The sequence below is a fragment of the Olleya sp. NP1-10 genome (assembly GCF_055804415.1).
Genome location: NZ_CM147840.1, coordinates 1,918,399 through 1,938,487 on the forward strand (window position 1 = coordinate 1,918,399; position 20,089 = coordinate 1,938,487).

A 20,089-nucleotide genomic window follows, 5' to 3' on the forward strand; every position below is an offset into this window, starting at 1 on the left:
CAAATCGTTATTGCTATGAAACACTTTTACTTGTTTTTCTTTATAATATTTTCAATTGGAACTCATGCACAAGAACATGCTTGGGTGTATTTATCAGACAAACCTGATAGTGCAACAGCTTTAGCTAATCCTATTTCTATTTTAACTCAAAAAGCATTAGATCGTAAAGCAGCACATAATGTAACTGTAGATTTTAGAGATGTTCCTGTTGATGAAGCTTACATATCAGCAATAAAATCTCAAACAGGTATTACAGTAGTTTCAAAATCTAAATGGTTTAATGCTTTACATGTTTTGGGTACTCAAACTGACATTAATGCTTTGTCAGCTGTTATGGTTAATGGTAGTTCTATTGTAAGTACTATAGATTTTGCAGATTCAAGTTTAAATGCACGTCCTGCTCAAAACCAAAATAAACACGATTTTGAAGCTAGTTTAACAGACTTTACTTATGGTAATACCTCTAATCAAGTAACCATGATTGGAGTAGATCATTTACACCAAAATATCAATAATTACACAGGTACAGGAATGACGGTAGCAGTTATTGATGCTGGTTTTCCTAATGTTGAAACTATGAATGGTTTTCAACGTTTAAGAGATGCAAATGGAATTGCTGGAGGTTATGATTTTGTAGATAGAAATTCAAACGTTTATGCTTACACAGGTAATTCTCACGGAACTTGGGTATTAAGTGATATGGCTGGATTTATTCAAGATCAATTTGTAGGTACAGCTCCAGACGCAACATATTATTTATTTAGAACAGAAGATGCAGCAACTGAAACACCTTTGGAAGAAAGTCTTTGGGTTGAAGCTGCAGAACGTGCAGATAGTTTAGGTGTAGATGTAATAAATTCGTCTTTAGGCTATACAACATTTGATAATCCTAATTACAGTTATACTCCAGCTCAGATGGATGGTAATACTGCTTACATTACAAAAGGCGCTAATATTGCTTTTGAAAAAGGAATACTAGTGGTTAATTCTGCAGGAAATTCAGGTAGTGGTAGTTGGCAAATTGTTGGTGCACCAGCAGATGCTTCAGGTGTATTTAGTATTGGTGCAGTGCAAGCTAATGGGACTTATGCGTCTTTTAGTTCAAGAGGTAGTAGTGCTCAACCAACACAAAAACCAGATGTTGTAGCTCAAGGTCAAGCTAGTTATGTTATAAATACTAATGATGCTATAACAACTTTAAACGGAACCTCGTTTAGTGCTCCAATTTTAGCAGGAGGAATTGTCTGTTTATGGCAAGCATTACCTAATAAAACGAATGCCGAAATTATGCAATTGGTACGCGAGTCAGCATCACAGTACTCCACACCAGATTTTTTCTTAGGTTATGGTATTCCAGATTTAGCTTTGGCTTTAGCTGAAGGATTATCTTTAGATGAATTTGATACCCAAAACACAACACTAAAACTATATCCTAATCCTGTTGTCAATCAATTAACAGTCGAAATTCCTAGTCAATTTGAAGAAGCTAGTATAAAAATGTATAATGTTTTAGGTAAAAAAGTAATCGATACTAAAGTCAATGCAATTAATAAAAAGATAAATACATCAGTATTGTCTAAAGGTGTCTATTTAATTAAAATTGAAGCAGAAGGCCTGTCAATTACTAAAAAAATTATTAAAAAGTAAAAGACATAAATTTAACAAACTAACATAAAACTAATGCCAAATTCTATAACAAAACTTTTCAATATAAAACATCCAATAATCCAAGCAGGAATGATTTGGAATAGTGGATGGAAACTAGCTTCAGCAGCTAGTAATGCAGGAATATTAGGGTTAATTGGAGCAGGAAGTATGTATCCAGATGTGTTAAGAGAGCACATTCAAAAATGTAAAAAAGCAACCGATAAGCCTTTTGGTGTTAATGTCCCAATGTTGTATCCAAACATTGAAGAGATTATGAATATTATTGTTGAAGAAGGTGTTAAAATAGTATTTACTTCTGCAGGAAATCCTAAAACATGGACTAAGTGGTTACAAGATCAAGGTATTATAGTTGTACACGTTGTTAGTAGTGTTAAATTTGCTTTAAAAGCACAAGCAGCTGGTGTAGATGCTATCGTAGCTGAAGGTTTTGAAGCTGGAGGACATAATGGTCGTGATGAGACTACAACTTTAACTTTGATTCCAATGGTTAAAGAGCAATTAGAAATACCATTAATCGCAGCTGGAGGAATAGCTAATGGTAAAGCTATGTTAGCGAGTATGATTTTAGGAGCAGATGCAGTACAGGTTGGAAGCCGATTTGTTGCAAGTACAGAAAGTAGTGCGCATGACAATTTTAAGCAAGTAGTTGTAGATGCTAAAGAGGGAGATACTCAATTAACTTTAAAAGAATTAGCACCTGTAAGATTAGTTAAAAATAAGTTTTTTAATCAAATTGAAGCTTTATACAAAACAGCGCCTTCACCTGAAGCACTAAAAGAATTACTTGGTCGTGCAAGAGCAAAAAAAGGAATGTTTGAAGGCGATTTAGAAGAGGGTGAATTAGAAATTGGTCAAATTGCAGGATTAATACACGATATTAAACCAGTTGCAGATATTGTCAAACAAATGGTAGAAGAGTTTGAAGAGGCTAAACTTAATGTGGCTAAACTTTAATGGTATTTATACGAATGCTAATAAATAAACTGTTTTTAAAGGCTTACCAAGTAAAATATCTTCCTAAATGGATTAACGTACTTGGTGTATTTCAATACCTAAAGTTAGTATATAACTTAAAAAGTAATTCCGAGTTTTTAAAGCTTCAACTAAAAGGATATACATCTGCTGTATATTTAAGACCTAAGACTTCAGATTTTAAAATTTTTAAGCAAATTTTTATTGAAGAAGACTATAATGTTACATACCCAAATAAGGTTCAAACTATTATAGATGCTGGATCTAATTGTGGCTATTCTATAGTGTATTTTAAAAATAAATTTAAGGATGCTAAAATTATTGCTATAGAACCAGACCGTTCTAATATTAAAATGATCAGAAAAAACACGCAACATTTAACAAATGTAGAGCTATTAGAAGGTGGTGTTTGGTATAAAAATACAGACTTAAATATTTTAAATAAAAACGCAGGAAAATGGGCTTTTAGAGTTGTTGAGGCTATAAAAGATGAAGGTGAATTTAAAGGGTTTTCGATTAATGCAATTCGGAAACAATTTAATTTAGAAAGTATCGACCTATTAAAAATTGATATTGAAGGTACAGAAAAATTAATTTTTGAAAATAATGTACAACCTTGGTTGTCTGTAACATCATTTGGATTTTTGGAGCTTCATGAAAAATATGAACCTGGTGTCACTAAATTGATTCATAAAATTTTAAAATCCGAGAATTTTAAAATATCACATTCTGGTGAAAATCTAGTCTTTTCAAAATAAGATTTAAGATATATTCAGTCTAAAAACAACTACATTTGCTTTATGGTTTTAAGCAATTACACAAAAGAATTTAAATACAACTGGAAGCTTGCAGCACCTGTAATGTTAGGTATGCTAGGTCATACTTTTGTGAGTTTTATAGATAATATTATGGTTGGCCAATTGGGTACAGCAGAGTTGGCAGCTGTGTCGTTAGGAAACAGTTTCATGTTTATAGCAATGTCTATAGGTATTGGTTTTAGTACAGCTATAACACCTTTAGTAGCTGAGGCAGATAGTGCTAATAATTTTGACGAAGGTAAATCCGCTTTTAAACACGGTTTATTTTTATGCACTGTTTTAGGTTGTTTGCTATTCTTATTAGTGTTTTTTGCAAAACCGTTAATGTATTTAATGAAGCAACCTATTGAGGTTGTAGAATTGGCTATTCCGTATTTAGATTTGGTAGCCTTTTCTTTAATTCCGTTAATAATTTTTCAAGGTTTTAAACAGTTTAGTGATGGTTTGTCATTGACTAAATATCCAATGTATGCCACTATTGTAGCCAACTTAATTAATGTAGGTTTAAACTATTTATTAATTTTCGGAAAATTTGGTTTCCCAGAAATGGGTATTGTAGGTGCAGCTTATGGGACTTTAGTGTCGCGTGTTGTAATGGTGTTTTACTTATGGTGGCTTTTAAAAGGTAGAGCAAAATCTAAAGATTATGTAACCAATATTAAGTTGTTTGTTTTAGATAAATTAATGCTGAAAAAAATTATAAGTTTAGGGACACCAAGCGCTATGCAAATGTTTTTTGAAGTAGCTATTTTTACAGCAGCAATTTGGTTAAGTGGTTTGTTGGGCAAAAACCCTCAGGCAGCCAATCAAGTGGCTTTAAATTTAAGTTCAATGACTTTTATGGTTGCAATGGGATTAAGTGTTGCCTCAATGATTAGAGTAGGTAACCAAAAAGGATTACATCAATATCTAGAGTTACGTCGTATTGCAGTGTCGTTATTTTTAATGGGTTTTATTTTTGCAGTAATTTTCGCTTCATTATTTTTAATATTTAATCAGTTTTTACCACGATTATATGTGGATTTTGATGATGCTGTTAATTTTAAAGATAATATGGAAGTGGTATCAATAGCCTCACAACTATTAATTGCAGCTGCTATTTTTCAAATTAGTGACAGCCTACAAGTTGTAGTTCTTGGAGCATTAAGAGGTTTACAAGATGTTAAAATCCCGACTTTAATCACGTTTATTTCCTATTGGCTAATTGGATTTCCTGTTAGTTGGTATTTTGGAAAAGCAGATGCTTATGGTAGTTTTGGTATTTGGTTAGGTTTATTAGCAGGATTAACCACTGCTGCTATTTTATTGTTTATACGTTTTAATTATCTAACTAAAAGATTAATTTTGAACTCAGCTAATAACTAACAGCTAAAAGTTAATACAACATGGAATTACCAAAATATATTTTAGGAGACAATACAGACCATCCAAACGCAATCTTTGTAATTCATACTGAATTTCCTAGATTTATAATTAATCTTGAAGATGATGAGGTGGAGTGGTTTGAAGATTTTGATCAGCAGGATCAAAAGGAATTAGAAATGGAAACCGAAAACTTAATTAAAGAAGCAACAGCTTTTTATGATCGAGAGGTAGCACGTTACGAAGAGTAAAAACTGGGTTTAATTACCCTCAAAATTATTATATGTTAGACCAATTAGTACAATACGACAAAGAATTATTTTTGTTTTTAAATAATTTAGGAAGCAGCTCTTGGGATGCTTTCTGGGTTTTTTATACTGACAAAGTACATTGGATTCCGTTTTATGCTATCCTTTTGTTTTTGATGTATAAAAAGCTGAATACAAAAATGTTTGTATTAACATTAGTAGTTATAGCATTAATGATTTTATTTACTGACCAAGTCACTAATTTATTTAAAAAAATATTGGTCAAACGATTACGACCTTGTCATGAAGACGAGCTAGTGCAAGCCATGAGATTACTTAAATCATGGTGTGGTGGACAGTATGGTTATTTTTCTGGACATGCAAGTAACAGTATGGCTGTTGCAATTTTTTCTGGATTAATCTTGCGTTATAAATATAAATACTTGATTTATGTTTTAATAATTTGGTCTTTAGCTATGGCTTACAGCCGAATTTATATTGGAGTACATTATCCTTTAGACGTTGTAAGCGGAATGATATTTGGAGCGTTCTCTGGATATTTATTCTATAGGCTTGACAAATATTTACAATCAAGGTTTCAATTAAAATAATTTATTTTTTTCTGAAATAATAATATTTGCTAATCAGTCTGTCTTTATACTGTTTGCTATCTGGTTCACTTTCGTTTAAATCAAAAGTCTTAATTAGTTCAATAGAATAATTTTTGCTGATTATTTGTTGTTCTTTCTTGCTGATATTGTTAGCTAAAACGCCAAATTCTTTAGCTTCAGGAAATGTATAAGCACCTTCTTTTTTGTTATCTGCGGAATTATAGTTCCATATTGCCAGATAGCTTCTGGAGATATATGGTTTATATTATACAATTTAACTTGGGCAGCTTGATGTGATTTTAATAAAGTATTAATTGGTTTAAAATTAGAACTTGTAAACGTTTTAAAAAGCGGTAATCCAAACAAAAATAAAGCACCAAAAAACGTAGTCGTTAAGATAAAAACAGTTTTAATGTCTTTCTTTATTAGCTTTAGTAAAATAAATAAACCTAAAGTAAATGCAACTATTGCAAAAACAGCAAACTTAATTGGATGCTGACTTAATTCTGTTTTAAATACAAAAAATAGAGCTACAGGAGCAATCATACCTATAACAGCTATTAATCCAAAATTAAAATATACAGGAATGGTTTCGCGTTTATCAGTTAACGAATTAAATTCACGAATTAGATAATTAATATAAAACCCAATATTTAAAGCCAACGGAATTAAAACAGGCATCAAGTAACGCGATTTTTTTTCAGGTATTAGGGATAATAAAATAACTGCAAAAATGGTCCATAATAATGTGAATTTATAGGCTTTAAAATGTATTACTCTCGATTTTAAATATGGATAAAGCAAACTTATAAATGCAGGAATAGTCCATAATCCACTTTGCGTAAAAAAGCTCCAATAGTAGTAAAATGGTCTAACATTGTAGCTAGTCCAATTTCCGGTTTCTTTACTGGTAATGGCTTTAAAAGTTTCAGCATCTTCTAATCTAACATATAAATACCACCAACCTCCAATAGTTAATGCTATTATTAAAAGTGCTAATAATGGTACTATTTTAGTTTTAATAGTATTGTATTTAAAACTAAAACCATAAGCTATTATAAATGGTAATAACAAGGCATAAAAACTTACTGGACCTTTACTTAAAATAGAACAACCTATAAAAAATCCAGCATAAATAACAGAGGTCCATTTAGTAATATCAGATTTAAAAAAGCAAACTAAGTGGTAAATAGCAACCATCATAAAACCATGAGTAAAAATATCCCAAGGTGCTTCAATTGTAATTCCAATAACGTAAAATGAAGTTATTAAAATTAATGTGTTTAAATAGCTGTGTATTTGATTTTTTAAAATGAGGTTAGACAGTTTGTAGCTGTATATTGCTAAAACCATAATCATGATTATAGCAGGTAAACGCATTCCAAAAATACTTTTAACACCAAAAACTAATCCAGAAAGGGCAGTTAACCAAGTTGGTAAAGGTGGTTTTTCATAACGTGCTTGACCATTCATAGTAGTTAATAACCAGTTGTTATCCTGTATCATCTCTCTGGCTGTAATAAAATTACGTGCCTCCATAATGGTAACCTGAATAGCGTCTAAATTTGGTAGTAGCATGATTGCAATAAGCAAACATAGGGTTACAAGCGGATAATTTTTTAAAAATTTAAGCATCTTGTTTTTTTAAGATCAATAAATTACGAATGTAAATGACAGCTCCTAATGAGTGTCCAACTAATAATACATAATCTACTCTAAAAATAGCGTAAGTCAAAATTAAAAGCGATCCTGTTAAGCTTAAAGCCCAAAAACCAAGCGGTAAAGATGATTCTTTGTTTTTTTCAGAATAAATCCATTGAAATACAAAACGTAGTGTAAATATAATTTGAGACACAATACCTAAGGTTAATAACCAATAGGGAATGGCTTCATTTTTAAATAATTTTACAGTATCAATTTCGTTATTATTAAAATAAAAAACTGTCACAAAAACAGGCATTAATAATAAGATGTAACGTACACTAATATGATAGGTTTTCCATTGGTTTTGTAAATGTAGATTTCTTATGTAAATATAATAAGTCAAACTTTGACCTAACATAATAGCAAAATCATCACGTAAATACCCATAAATAAACAAAAGGAAAGACGCGATTAAACTTAGAGTCCAAAATAAGGTTGGTGTAATGACGCGTTTTTGTTTCTCGCTTGTAATCCATTGGATGATTAATCGAGAAGAAAATAAGGTTTGAGCCAAAAAACCTATACTAAGTATAATCCAATTGCTCATTATTTTTGTTTAGCAACTTCGTAATTGATGTACTTTTTTTCATCCATAAATAGGCAAAGCAATCCATTAAAGGTCCAAGTAAACGATTCCATAAACCAAATTTAGCTTCACCTGCAACTCTAGGAAAATGTTGTACAGGTATTTGTTTTGTCTTACCGTTTTGTAGCATAATCATTGCAGGTAAAAAACGGTGTAATCCTTTAAACATTGGGATGCGTTTAGCATAGTCTGTTTTAATAACTTTTAAAGGACAACCAGTGTCATCCATACCATCTTTGGTAAAAGCACGTCTAATTCCGTTTGCAATTTTTGACGACATGTTTTTTACAAAACTATCTTTACGGTTAGAGCGTACACCTGTAACCAAATCAAACTCTCCAATATGTGCTAATAATAAGTTGAAATCTTCAGGTGCAGTCTGTAAATCACTATCAATATACCCAACAAGCTTAGTGTCAGTATAGTCAAAGCCAGCTTTTATAGCAGCACTCAACCCTCTATTTTCTTTAAATAAAATATAGTCAAACTGCTCGTTTCTGCTACAAATAGCTTCAATTAATTCTTGACTTTTATCTTTAGAACCATCATTAACAAATAGTATTTTGGTAACTCTAGTTGCTATTTTGGTGTAAGCTAAAAGTTCTTTTTCAACTCTTAATAAATTATCTTCCTCATTATAAACAGGAACAATAATGGTAAATTGGTAATTCATAAACCTATTTTAGTACTGCAAATGTATTGTTTTTTAAAGAATTGAAATTACTATCGAAAAAAAATCTGTTTCTTTGTAATACTTAAATACATTTATGAAAATATTAGTCACTGGAGCAGCAGGTTTTATAGGCTCTCACACCTGTGAGCGTTTACACGATTTAGGTCATGAGGTTGTTGGTTTAGATAATTTTAATGATTATTACAGCTTAAAGCTGAAAACCTTAAACGAAAAAACACTTTTAGAAAAAGGAATAAGCATTATAACAGCCGATTTAAGAGACGATACTCTTTCTGAAGCTTTGCCTAAAGACATCAACTATATTTTTCATTTTGCTGCACAACCTGGTATTTCTGCAAGCTCTACTTTTGAAGATTACTTTAGCAATAACATCATTGGGACTAAAAATTTAATAGATTATGCTTTACAGTGTGATGCTTTGCAATTGTTTGTTAATATCGGTACATCTTCAATTTACGGTTTACAAGCTACCTTTCCTGAAGATGTAGCACCAAAACCAGCTTCACATTACGGAGTAACAAAACTAACAGCAGAACAATTAGTATTGCAAAAAGTAGAGAACACCAATTTAAAAGCTGTTCATTACGATTATATTCTGTAATTGGTCCAAGAGAGCGTCCAGAAAAAATGTATACTAAATTAATTGCTTGTGCATATAATGGAGAGGCTTTTCCGTTATATAATGGCAGTGCAACGCATTTACGTAGTTTTACTTATGTTGGTGATATAGTAGACGGAATTGTAAGCGTTATAGATAATGAAGATGTTGTTGATGGAGAAATTATTAATCTTGGTACAGAGGTTGAGCATACAACACAAGAAGGCATAGAAGCAGTACAACAAGTCATTGGTCAAACGATAAAGATAGATCACGTCAAGGCTAGAGTAGGAGACCAGTTACGCACAAAAGCTAATATTGATAAAGCCAAAAAATTATTGAATTATAATCCTAAAACAACTTTACTAGAAGGTGTTACAGCTCAAGTAGATTGGTATAAAGCTAATTTTTTGTAAACTGATTGAATAATAATTAATAATTATTTAAAATATTATAATTAAAAAAGGTAGATCTGTTTATAAAACACATCTACCTTTTTGAAAAAATGTAATATTAAGATTTTGGAAACCTTATTTTTTCAACACTTTTTTAGATTCTATAATTTCACCATTTTTATCAAAAAGCATAATTACATATATACCGTCTTCGATATTATTATCAAATACAAGCTCATTATTAGGCCTTAGGCTTGATTTTTCATAAATCAATCTACCATGAATATTAAATATTTTTAATGATTGTTCCTCTTTAATATTTGTATGGTTATCAATTTTAACAATTAAGTTAGTTTTAGACGAGTTAGCATAGGTAATAATAGAAGACTGAGCACTTCTATTTGATGATGAAGGTGTAAAATTTGGTCCTTGACCATCTGTATAATCAGATCCACTTCCATCTGTGCATTTAGCTCTAATTTGCCATTCGTAACTAGAACTTGTGTTAACATCTGTTAGTGTTACATTTCCTGTTGTAATACTGTTTTTATATCTCCAATCAGAATCTCCTGTTTTTTTGTAGCGTACATTGTAGTGATCTACATTAGAAAAATAATTCCAATTTAAAGTAACACTATTATTGGTAAGACTGCTGATAGATAATCCTGTTGGTGTATCACTACATGAAATTGTTTCAGAGGTTTCATTTGAAGATGTTGGTAAAAAGTCAGGACCTTGCCCATCAGAATAATTAGATCCAGAACCATCAGCACATTTAGCTCTGATTTGCCATTCATAAGTAGAACTTGTATTAACGTCTGTTAGCGTTACACTTCCTGTATGAATACTGTTTATATACTTCCAATCTGAGTCTCCTACCTTTTTATAACGTACATTATAATGATCAACACTAGAAATATAGTTCCAATTTAAAGTAGCGCTATTACTAGTTAAGTTGTTAACAATTAATCCCGTTGGTGTGTCATCGCAATTTGTTGAAGTTGAATTTGATGTGGTTTTAAAGTCTGGACCTTGTCCGTCAGAATAATTAGATCCAGAGCCATCAGCACATTTAGCTCTAATTTGCCATTCATAATCTGTGTCTGCATTCAAACCTGTTAAAGTTATACTGCTGTTAGAGATTGAATATTCAAAACTCCAACTAGAACTATTTACATCTTTATATTTTACATTATAATGATCAATAGATGGATCAAAACTCCAGTTTAAAGTAGCTTCAGTTGTTGATACATTAGTTACAGTTAATCCAGAAGGTGAGGTAGCATTACAAGTTGAGCTTGTTAAAGTCGTTGTAAAGTCAGTCCCTTGAGCATCTGAGTAGTTAGATCCAGAGCCATCAGCACATTTAGCTCTGACTTGCCATTCATAATCAGAATCAGTAGTAAGGTTATTTAATGTAATACTTCCTGAAGTTATTGAAGACTCGTTAATCCAAGTCGTACTTCCAACCTCTCTATATCTTACGTTGTAGTGATCTATAGAAGTGTTAAAATTCCAGTTTAGTGTAGCTTGAGTGGTTGAAATGTTAGTTACAGAAAGTCCAGTAGGAGCTGTAGCATTGCAAGAAGCAGGAGGTGTTACCACACCAACATCAGCATGATCTACATACATGTCGTAAACAACTACTTCTCCATAATTATCTGGGTGATCTGTATCATCGCCTTCTTTTGTTGGATTACTTTGTGTATAATTTCCAACTTTAAAATAGGCATCATCGTAATCAATATCCATTAATATCTCATTACCATTGTCTTTTACTAAATAAGCAGAAGCATTTCCGCTTTGGTAAGCAGATTTTAAATTACCGTCTTCGCTATAATAAACGTAATGTTTATCATCTAATACTTCAAAAATAACCTCATGTAAAGTTCCTAATGAATAATTATTAGTAATAGTAACGTTGCTTCTTAATTCACCTCCATTAAAACTTAAAAAAAGATGTTCGTCTTCTAGTCTTACAACTAAAGCATCATCAATACCTTCGGATTTATTTCCATGAATTTGAGTAGCAACTAATTGATCTACATTTATAGGTAAGTGTGTTATTGCTTGTTTAACATAAATAACATGTCTACCTTCTGTAGTCCAGTATTTATCAGATTCGCCATCAATCTCTCTTTCTCTTAATTCAGATCGTATATTTTTAGAATTAGGAGTTGTGCCATTGTCGGAGCGGACTGGAGCGTAAAATACGATACCATCATTAGTAGAGTTTACATAAAAAAACTCGTTGTTATCTTCTCCGCATAACGTTTTGTCTTCTTCACTTGTTGGATAAGTGATTTTCCATTGCTCGCAATGTGGATAAGTAGTATTATCTGCAATGTTAGAATTCCATACATTTAATAAGTCAGATGGCACCAAATTAGATTGCGCTTTTACTTGACAAATAAATGTTGTAGAAAACAACAAACATGTAATAAAAAATTGTGATAGTTTTTCTTTGATTTTGGGTGTTTGTAAATTTTGTTTCATTTTGTAGGTTGATTTATTTTAAAAGATATACGATGAAAGTCTATATTTAGATGACGAAATACGTTTTTTATTAAGCTTATTTTATTTAATCTTAATAATATCCTAAAAATTTAATTTATCTACTTGAGTTTTATAGGCGAATTATTCGCGATTAAAAGCGAAACTGTAGGTTACCTGTACTTACAGATATAAATAGAATAGTTTAATATAATGCAGGGAAAGATATTGTAAATGAAATTGTGCATTATACTGAAATAGCTCTGTAATTCAATTGCAAGCTCAGGTTAATTTTCCTTAGTTTACACAGTTTAAGTTTTATGATTGATTAAATTAGAAACATAAACAGAAAGCACAAAAGAGAGGAGTAAAGTTGTTAGGCAGTCAGAAACTATGATCCCGTCAACATTGAAAACCCTCTCTCTTTTTGTTCATTTTTTCTTATTAGTTTTTAAAAGTATTCACGAACCTCATACTTCGATTTCTACACAGATTTCTTACAGTTCTATGAGGTATTTATGCCTCGGTTTTAAGTCGTAGAAACTAGCATAGATTGATCTTTATTCATTCTATAATATTTCAATAAATTGGAAATCGTGAATCTTCGTTCCTTGATTTTAAAAACAACATTTTTTATGAAGAAAGATATAAAAACTAATCATTTACAAGGACGTCCAAGAATTAGTAAAATAGGGAATCAAAAGCTTCGAAATTTATTATTTATGTGCAGTTTTAATGCCTGTAAATATAACCATGCTTGCAAAGCAATATATGGTAGATTAGTAGCCAAAGGGAAGAGTAAAAAATTAGCTTTAATAGCCGTTTGTAATAAGCTATTAAAACAGGCTTTTGCAATAGCAAAATCAGGACTAAGTTATGATAATAATTACAGAAGTACTTTATTAAAAAATTAATGAGTTTTTACTTGTTTTTTGCTGTAGTAATTTTTTAGATTCTGGCTTTATTCCTTTTCCAGTTTATCTAATCTTTTTTGCAATTCGAGTAGTTTTAGATTTATCTTTTTTAAAGATTTATTTTCTTTTTCAAGTTTTTCAAACTTTTCTTTTTGAACATTAATTTCTTTCTGTTGTTGAATCGTATAAAGAGTAAGTTCCTCGATTTTTTGAAGTAATTTAGAGTCCATTTCTCCAAGAAAAATTCCATTTTTTTCTACTTCTTTGGCACTAGGAATGTCTTTTAAATGTCCAGTTTCATTTATATGATTTTCTACTTCTTCAAGTGTAGGTAGTTTGTAATCATCATAAAAAACAAAATCAGACCATCCTGTTTCCACTTTTATTTCTTTTGCTCTGATTTGACCATTAACTGCTAATTTCCAAGAGCCTATATTTGATGTTCCAATACCTACTTGACCTAAGGAAAAAAGATTACCTATCTTTAAGTTAGTGTATTCAGTTCCATTGTCAGAGTTCCAGAAATTAATTGTTTTATTGTTACCATCGTAAAATATTTTGGCATAGGAACCATCATCATAACCACTATTGTAGGCTTTCATAGTAAAATAGGAGTTTGTATGATTTAGAATTCCATTTACAGGAGTTTGGGCATTTATGAATAAAGTAAATCCAAAAGTCATAAATAGTGTTATTAATTTTCTCATTATTGTATTTTTAAGTTATTAAATTTTGTTAGTATTATCTCCATTTTCTGTATTATACTGATATAGGTTGACCTTTTTTTGTTAATATTTTCCAGTTCAAAAGATTTTTTAGACGTTTAGAAGGTAAAAAAAGTTTGAACAAGGTCTGTTCTTAAATCGTTAGTTCAGGTAAATTTACATTATTTTTTCTATAGGATTTATATTTGATGTTTGGATTTAGATGTACTTCAGCAGGTTTTCTGAGATTCAGGCTAAAATGGGTTCTCAAATTGTTATAAATATACACTGCTTGTTGTGTCATTTTTTGTGCTAATACAGTTTTTTTAATAGTTTGTTTTAATCCATATTCGTATTTCAACGTTCTATTAATTCGTTCTGCTACAGCATTTTCATAAGGGTCGTATTGTTCAGTCATACTCATTGTAATTCCATTATCTTCAGCAAACTTCGTGTATTTGGGGTTGCAGTATTGGAAACCTCTATCTGAATGATGAATGAGCTTTTGATTGGGGTATTTTCTGTTTTTTATGGCCATAGCGAGTTCGTCTGTGTAAAGTTATATTATCATATGGTTAACTAGTTTGTAGCCCATAATCTGTTTAGAATAAGAATCTGTAACAATGGCTAAATAATTATGATCGTATTGGGTTTTAATGTAGGTGATATCGCTTACCCATAGTAGTTTTGGCAATGTCATATTTTTTTTGAAGCTTGGTTATTGGATATCTGAACGCTAAGGATTTGGTCAACGACTAAAAGTTTAGTTTCTAAAGTTGCTTTTTGATAGCTTTTTTTCGCCAGTGTTCATTTTGTGTTTTCATAAGTGACTGTAATTAATTGCTTAATTTTTAGTCAACCTATTTCAGGAAAGTACACGGTCAAAATTACTTACAACGGTTTTGTGTATGATTTCGTTGCGTGTTTAAGCACTAAAGCTAGCAAATAAAAACCGAATAGAAAATCCGCGAGGATTTTCGTAAGTAGGCGAGTACTAGCAATGAATTATACACGTCTTAAGTTTGTAATTCATTAAATTAGAAACATAAACAGAAAGCACAAAAGAGAGGAATAAGGTTAATATACACGCAGAGACTATGATCTCGTCAACATTGAAAATCCCCTCTCTTTTACTACCCAGATTTCGTACAGTTCTATGAGGCTTTTAGACCTCGATTTTAAGTCGTTGAAACTCGCGTAGCTTGTCCTTTCAAAAAACATTTTCTTATGAATAAAGATATAAAATATTTTGGACTTGACATCAGTCATTTAGTTTTTGATGTAACAGATTCTGATGGTAATTATTACCAATTTAAAAACAGTATTTCTGGGTTTAAAAAGTTTGCAAAACTGTTAGATTTTAATAGTCATTGTGTTATGGAAGCTACGGGTTATTATCATTACCAATTAGCTTATTATTTACAAGAAGAAGGGGTTAAAGTTTCGGTAGAAAACCCCTTAGCCGTAAAACGATTTATACAAATGAAATTGTCTAAAATAAAGACAGACAAAAGTGACTCTAAGTTGATTTGTGAATATGCCAAACATGTAGAATTAAAGCTTTGGAAAGGCAATTCAAAACATCAATTAGAATGTCTTCAAATGACCAGACTCCTTAGTGTGTATACAAAACAAAGCACAATGTTAAAAAATAAACTACATGGCGAAGCTGTTTTAGGTAACCCGAGTAAAGTAGTAGTTAGCTCTTTAAAACGCAGTTTAAAACAAGTTCAGAAAGAGCTAAAAATGATAGAAGATAAATTGTTAGTTTTAGTAAAAGAAGTACATCAGTATATTTTAACACGCATAAAAACCATTCCAGGAATTGGGCCAAAAACTTCATTAATGTTAGTGGTTTTAACCGATGGATTTGATCGTTTTACAAGCGGAAGTGAATTATGTAGTTACGCAGGTTTAACACCAGTGATCCGTCAAAGTGGAAGTAGTGTAAAAGGACGTCCACGAATTAGTAAAATAGGGAATCAAAAGCTTCGAAATTTATTATTTATGTGCAGTTTTAATGCCTGTAAATATAACCATGCTTGCAAAGCAATATATGATAGATTAGTAGCCAAAGGGAAGAGCAAAAAATTAGCATTAATAGCGGTTTGTAATAAGCTATTAAAACAGGCTTTTGCAATAGAAAAATCAAGATTAAGTTATGATAATAATAACAGAAGTACTTTATTAAAAAATTAATGAGTTTTTACTTGTTTTTTGCTGTAGTAATTTTTTAGATTCTGGCTTTATTCCTTTTCCAGTTTTTCTAATCTTTTTTGTAATTCGAGAAGTTTTAGATTTATCTTTTTTAAAGATTTATTTTCTTTTTCAAGTTTTTCAAACTTTTCTTTTTGAACATTAATTTCTTTCTGTTGTTGAATCGTATAAAGAGTAAGTTCCTCAATTTTTTGTAATAATTTTGAATCCATTTCTCCAAGAAAAATTCCATTTTTTTCAACTTCCTTAGCACTCGGAATATCTTTTAAATAGCCTTTTTCTTTGATATGATTTTCAACTTCTGTTAAGCTTGGTAATTTATACTCTTTAGTAAATACAAAATCAGCCCAATTATCGTAAGTAGCTACTTTCACTTCTTCTGTTACTATTTTTCCTTTGACACCTAATTTAAAGCCTTTGGTATCTGAAGTTCCAATTCCTATATCTCCAGTACCATGGTTTGTAGTAGATATTGAATTATAATTAGGTTTGTTTAATAAGAGTTCTCCTGAAAAATCATTAACAAGCGGATTCCCCATTACAATAGAAGGAGAGCCTATGACTTTTTTAAAATCCACTCTTGCACCTTTATGAGTATAAGGTAAGTTAGCGGTTAAATGAACTATTGAATTAGATATTTTACGTATTCGAAGCTCTATGTTTACAGTTGGTTTTTCCTGTATAATTCCATAAGTAAGATTAGGAGAAAATTTTATATAAGCTGTAAATTCAGATAAAGTAGGATAGTTGTAGCCCCAATTTCCATTATAATCAGTAACAGTTCCAGTTAAGCCTACTCCATCATAATTACCAATGCTTCCTGCATCAATTATTGCTACGATTCTTTCTCCAGGGGTTGAACCAGTATTGGCAACAATCCATTCAAATTCTTGTGAATACGAATCAAAGGATATAATAATTGATAAGATCAATAATGTAAATTTAATTTTCTTCATAATATGATTTTGTTTTATAGTTTTTGTATTATACTGAAATAGGTTGACTCTTTTTTAGTTAAAATTCTCGGTTATTAAATCGTTAGTTCATGTAAATTTACTTTATTTTTTCGATACGACTTGTATTTGATATTCGGATTTAGATGTACTTCATCAGGTTTTCTGAGATTCAGGCTAAAATGGGTTCTCAAATTGTTATAAATATACACCGCTTGTTGTGTCATTTTTTGTGCTAATACAGTGTTTTTAATGTTTTGTTTTAGTCCGTATTCGTATTTAAGAGTTCTGTTAATGCGTTCAGATACTGCATTTTCATAAGGATCGTATTGTTCAGTCATACTCATTGTCATTCCATTATCTTCAGCAAACTTCGTGTATTTGGGGTTGCAGTATTGGAAACCTCTATCTGAATGATGAATGAGCTTTTGATTGGGGTATTTTCTGTTTTTTATGGCCATAGCGAGTGCGTCTTTGTAAAGTTATATTATCATATGGTTAACTAGTTTGTAGCCCATAATCTGTTTAGAATAAGAATCTGTAACAATGGCTAAATAATTTTGACCGTATTGGGTTTTAATGTAGGTGATATCGCTTACCCATAGTAGTTTTGGCAATGTCATATTTTTTAGAAGCTTGGTTATTGGATAATTGTCCGCTAAGGATTTGGTCAACGACTAAAAGTTTAGTTTCTAAAGTTGCTTTTTGATAGCTTTTTTTCGCCAGTGTTCATTTTGTGTTTTCATAAGTAACTGTAATTAATTGCTTAATTTTTAGTCAACCTATTTCAGGAAAGTGCTTTTTTCATATTACTGGCAACGTTTATGTATAAGGATAGTTGCGGGTTTGTATGCGAGGATTTTCCGAAGGAAAATCAGATGCATGCAAACACGCAATTGCCTTTGATTAAGCACTAAACCGCAATTATTTTTATACGTCTTAAGTTTGTAATTCATTAAATTAGAAACATAAACAGAAAGTACAAAAGAGAGGAATAAGGTTAATATATACGCAGAGACTATGATCTCGTCAACATTGAAAATCCCCTCTCTTTTTGTTCCTTTTTTCTTATTTGTTTTTAAAAGTATTCACGAACCTCATGCTTCGGTTTCTACACAGATTTCGTACAGTTCTATGAGGCTTTTAGACCTCGATTTTAAGTCGTTGAAACTCGCGTAGCTTGTCCTTTCAAAAAACATTTTCTTATGAATAAAGATATAAAATATTTTGGACTTGACATCAGTCATTTAGTTTTTGATGTAACAGATTCTGATGGTAATTATTACCAATTTAAAAACAGTATTTCGGGCTTTAAAAAGTTTACAAAACTGTTAGATTTTAATAGTCATTGTGTAATGGAAGCTACGGGTTATTATCATTACCAATTAGCTTATTTTTTACAAGAAGAAGGGATTAAAGTTTCGGTAGAAAATCCCTTAGCCGTAAAACGATTTATACAAATGAAGTTGTCTAAAATAAAGACAGATAAAAGTGACTCAAAGTTGATTTGTGAATATGCCAAACATGTAAAATTAAAGCTTTGGAAAGGCAACTCAAAGCATCAATTAGAATGTCTTCAAATGACCAGACTCCTTGGTGTGTATACAAAACAAAGCACAATGTTAAAAAATAAACTACATGGCGAAGCTGTTTTAGGCAATCCAAGTAAAGTAGTAGTTAGCTCTTTAAAACGCAGTTTAAAACAAGTTCAGAAAGAGCTAAAAATGATAGAAGATAAATTGTTAGTTTTAGTAAAAGAAGTGCATCAAGATGTTTTAACACGCTTAAAAAGTATTCCAGGAATTGGTCCCAAAACATCATTAATGCTAGTGGTTTTAACCGATGGATTTGATCGTTTTACAAGCGGAAGTGAATTGTGTAGTTACGCAGGTTTAACACCAGTGATCCGTCAAAGTGGAAGTAGTGTAAAAGGACGTCCGCGAATTAGTAAAATAGGGAATCAAAAGCTTCGAAATTTATTATTTATGTGCAGTTTTAATGCCTGTAAATATAACCATGCTTGCAAAGCAATATACGATCGATTAGTAGCCAAAGGGAAGAGTAAAAAATTAGCTTTAATAGCCGTTTGTAATAAGCTATTAAAACAGGCTTTTGCAATAGCAAAATCAGGACTAAGTTATGATAATAATTACAGAAGTACTTTATTAAAAAATTAATGAGTTTTTACTTGTTTTTTACCACAGTACTTTGTTAGCACCAGTTATTTACAACGCAAAAGTTCCAATAAAGCTTGAATTTTCCTTTTCAGGTGGATAATAATAAAGTCCTAAAACTATTTTGGTTTGTTCAGGAATTTCATTCAATTTCCCTTTCCGTCCAATGCTTACATTTCCGTTTATGAATTCTAAAAGTTCCATTGAAAGTTTTTTATTGTCAAACGCTTTTAACTCTTTGACCTTTAAAACACTCAAGTCTTTATCGATTGTTAATTCATAAAGAGCAAACTTGTTTTTATTTACTTCGTAACCTTTGAATTTTTTCATTGATTCCAGTGAAAAAGAGCTATGAAGTTTAAATTCATTTTGCGGTTTTATTTTTTCTTTTTTCAAATACCGCAGAAGTTCAATTTTGCGTTCTATATTTCTTTTGTGATTTATTTCAACGTGTGGATATTTCTTTAATCTTTTTGAGTCAAATTTTTTATCTATTTGTTTTGCTCCAGAGCAATAACCAAATGTCAAATTCCCATTCTTGTCCTTTGATGCGAATATCAACCACTTTGTATTTTCAGGCGTATAAATTCCGCACGTGCCTCTTGATTTGGGTATTTTCAATAATTCTGTTTGGGTTCCTTTATATAGTTCCAAAATTTCTATTTGTAAGTTTAAATAGTTATCATCGATTTCGGAATTAACATTCAACACGTTTACAGTTGCTACAAAATCCGATTTTGCATACCTATCAATAACTTTCTGTATTATACAAGTACAAGCCAACATTTTACTTGAAATTGCAATAAATAATATGGTAAGCAGGATTTTTTTCATAATTGGTGCTAACGGCTCAGTGTATGAAACGTAGCGTACAAAAAGACACTAGATTTTCGGATTAACACAGAGCCGAATTTTTATGTTTTGTTTTTAATTTTTCTATTCTAAAAGCCAAATTTAAAAATTTGGCGGACTTTATAA

At 30.9% G+C, this 20,089-nt stretch carries 16 protein-coding genes and 3 pseudogenes; 10 read left to right on the top strand and 9 right to left on the bottom strand.

Going from position 1 to position 20,089, the window contains the following annotated elements; translation table 11 throughout:
* The first annotated feature begins 15 nt into the window (after positions 1-15).
* The 6 genes from AC0L4B_RS08785 to AC0L4B_RS08810 are packed head-to-tail and all read left to right on the top strand — an operon-like array spanning position 16 to position 5,679.
* Positions 16-1,647 (top strand): S8 family serine peptidase, encoded by a 1,632-nt coding sequence (locus AC0L4B_RS08785; RefSeq protein ID WP_473436587.1) that lies wholly within the window; start codon positions 16-18, stop codon positions 1,645-1,647.
* A gap of 33 nt (positions 1,648-1,680) precedes the next feature.
* Positions 1,681-2,622, top strand: a complete 942-nt coding sequence (locus AC0L4B_RS08790) for an NAD(P)H-dependent flavin oxidoreductase (RefSeq protein WP_473436588.1) — start codon at positions 1,681-1,683, stop codon at positions 2,620-2,622.
* The gene (locus tag AC0L4B_RS08795; protein WP_473436589.1) at positions 2,622-3,398 is read left to right on the top strand and encodes an FkbM family methyltransferase; all 777 of its coding nucleotides are present in this window, start codon (positions 2,622-2,624) and stop codon (positions 3,396-3,398) included. Before AC0L4B_RS08790 ends, AC0L4B_RS08795 begins: the two co-directional genes overlap by 1 nt.
* A 42-nt stretch (positions 3,399-3,440) precedes the next feature.
* Positions 3,441-4,823 carry an MATE family efflux transporter gene (locus tag AC0L4B_RS08800; RefSeq protein WP_473436590.1) on the top strand — a complete coding sequence of 461 codons (1,383 nt, stop codon included), beginning with the start codon at positions 3,441-3,443 and terminating at the stop codon, positions 4,821-4,823.
* A 20-nt stretch (positions 4,824-4,843) separates the two neighbouring features.
* Positions 4,844-5,071, top strand: coding sequence for a hypothetical protein (locus AC0L4B_RS08805; RefSeq protein ID WP_473436591.1), 228 nt, complete (start codon positions 4,844-4,846; stop codon positions 5,069-5,071).
* Between the two features lie 32 nt (positions 5,072-5,103).
* The gene (locus AC0L4B_RS08810; protein WP_473436592.1) at positions 5,104-5,679 is read left to right on the top strand and encodes a phosphatase PAP2 family protein; all 576 of its coding nucleotides are present in this window, start codon (positions 5,104-5,106) and stop codon (positions 5,677-5,679) included.
* A 153-nt stretch (positions 5,680-5,832) separates the two neighbouring features.
* On the opposite strand, the gene AC0L4B_RS08815 is transcribed toward AC0L4B_RS08810, so the two are convergent.
* The 3 genes and pseudogenes from AC0L4B_RS08815 to AC0L4B_RS08825 form a co-directional block, all read right to left on the bottom strand.
* A complete protein-coding gene (locus AC0L4B_RS08815) occupies positions 5,833-7,257 on the bottom strand; it encodes an ArnT family glycosyltransferase (RefSeq protein WP_473436593.1) in 1,425 nt (474 codons plus the stop codon).
* Between the two features lie 49 nt (positions 7,258-7,306).
* On the bottom strand, positions 7,307-7,930 hold the full coding sequence (locus AC0L4B_RS08820) for a lipid-A-disaccharide synthase N-terminal domain-containing protein (protein WP_473436594.1): 624 nt from the start codon (positions 7,928-7,930) through the stop codon (positions 7,307-7,309).
* Positions 7,930-8,642: pseudogene (locus tag AC0L4B_RS08825) on the bottom strand (glycosyltransferase family 2 protein). Before AC0L4B_RS08825 ends, AC0L4B_RS08820 begins: the two are co-directional and overlap by 1 nt.
* 94 nt (positions 8,643-8,736) lie before the next feature.
* Here AC0L4B_RS08825 and AC0L4B_RS08830 point away from each other — a divergent pair.
* Positions 8,737-9,581 (top strand): annotated as a pseudogene (locus AC0L4B_RS08830) (NAD-dependent epimerase/dehydratase family protein); the annotation flags it as partial.
* 210 nt (positions 9,582-9,791) lie between these two features.
* Here the strand turns inward: AC0L4B_RS08830 and AC0L4B_RS08835 are convergent.
* On the bottom strand, positions 9,792-12,152 hold the full coding sequence (locus AC0L4B_RS08835; RefSeq protein WP_473436595.1) for a fibronectin type III domain-containing protein: 2,361 nt from the start codon (positions 12,150-12,152) through the stop codon (positions 9,792-9,794).
* 659 nt (positions 12,153-12,811) lie between these two features.
* Here AC0L4B_RS08835 and AC0L4B_RS08840 point away from each other — a divergent pair.
* Positions 12,812-13,063: pseudogene (locus AC0L4B_RS08840) on the top strand (IS110 family transposase); the annotation flags it as partial.
* A gap of 47 nt (positions 13,064-13,110) precedes the next feature.
* On the opposite strand, the gene AC0L4B_RS08845 reads toward AC0L4B_RS08840, so the two are convergent.
* Entirely contained in the window at positions 13,111-13,770 is a 660-nt protein-coding gene (locus AC0L4B_RS08845; protein WP_473436596.1) for a hypothetical protein, read from the bottom strand.
* 151 nt (positions 13,771-13,921) lie between these two features.
* Positions 13,922-14,305 (bottom strand): transposase, encoded by a 384-nt coding sequence (locus AC0L4B_RS08850; protein WP_473436597.1) that lies wholly within the window; start codon positions 14,303-14,305, stop codon positions 13,922-13,924.
* Between the two features lie 689 nt (positions 14,306-14,994).
* On the opposite strand from AC0L4B_RS08850, the gene AC0L4B_RS08855 reads away from it, so the two are divergent.
* Positions 14,995-15,966 carry an IS110 family RNA-guided transposase gene (locus AC0L4B_RS08855; RefSeq protein WP_473436598.1) on the top strand — a complete coding sequence of 324 codons (972 nt, stop codon included), beginning with the start codon at positions 14,995-14,997 and terminating at the stop codon, positions 15,964-15,966.
* Between the two features lie 47 nt (positions 15,967-16,013).
* Here AC0L4B_RS08855 and AC0L4B_RS08860 read toward each other — a convergent pair whose 3' ends face one another.
* Entirely contained in the window at positions 16,014-16,940 is a 927-nt protein-coding gene (locus AC0L4B_RS08860) for a hypothetical protein (RefSeq protein ID WP_473436599.1), read from the bottom strand.
* 74 nt (positions 16,941-17,014) lie between these two features.
* Positions 17,015-17,398 (bottom strand): transposase, encoded by a 384-nt coding sequence (locus AC0L4B_RS08865; protein WP_473436600.1) that lies wholly within the window; start codon positions 17,396-17,398, stop codon positions 17,015-17,017.
* Between the two features lie 744 nt (positions 17,399-18,142).
* On the opposite strand from AC0L4B_RS08865, the gene AC0L4B_RS08870 reads away from it, so the two are divergent.
* Positions 18,143-19,114, top strand: a complete 972-nt coding sequence (locus tag AC0L4B_RS08870; RefSeq protein WP_473436601.1) for an IS110 family RNA-guided transposase — start codon at positions 18,143-18,145, stop codon at positions 19,112-19,114.
* Between the two features lie 48 nt (positions 19,115-19,162).
* On the opposite strand, the gene AC0L4B_RS08875 is transcribed toward AC0L4B_RS08870, so the two are convergent.
* Positions 19,163-19,945 carry a hypothetical protein gene (locus tag AC0L4B_RS08875; protein WP_473436602.1) on the bottom strand — a complete coding sequence of 261 codons (783 nt, stop codon included), beginning with the start codon at positions 19,943-19,945 and terminating at the stop codon, positions 19,163-19,165.
* Positions 19,946-20,089: the final 144 nt, after the last annotated feature.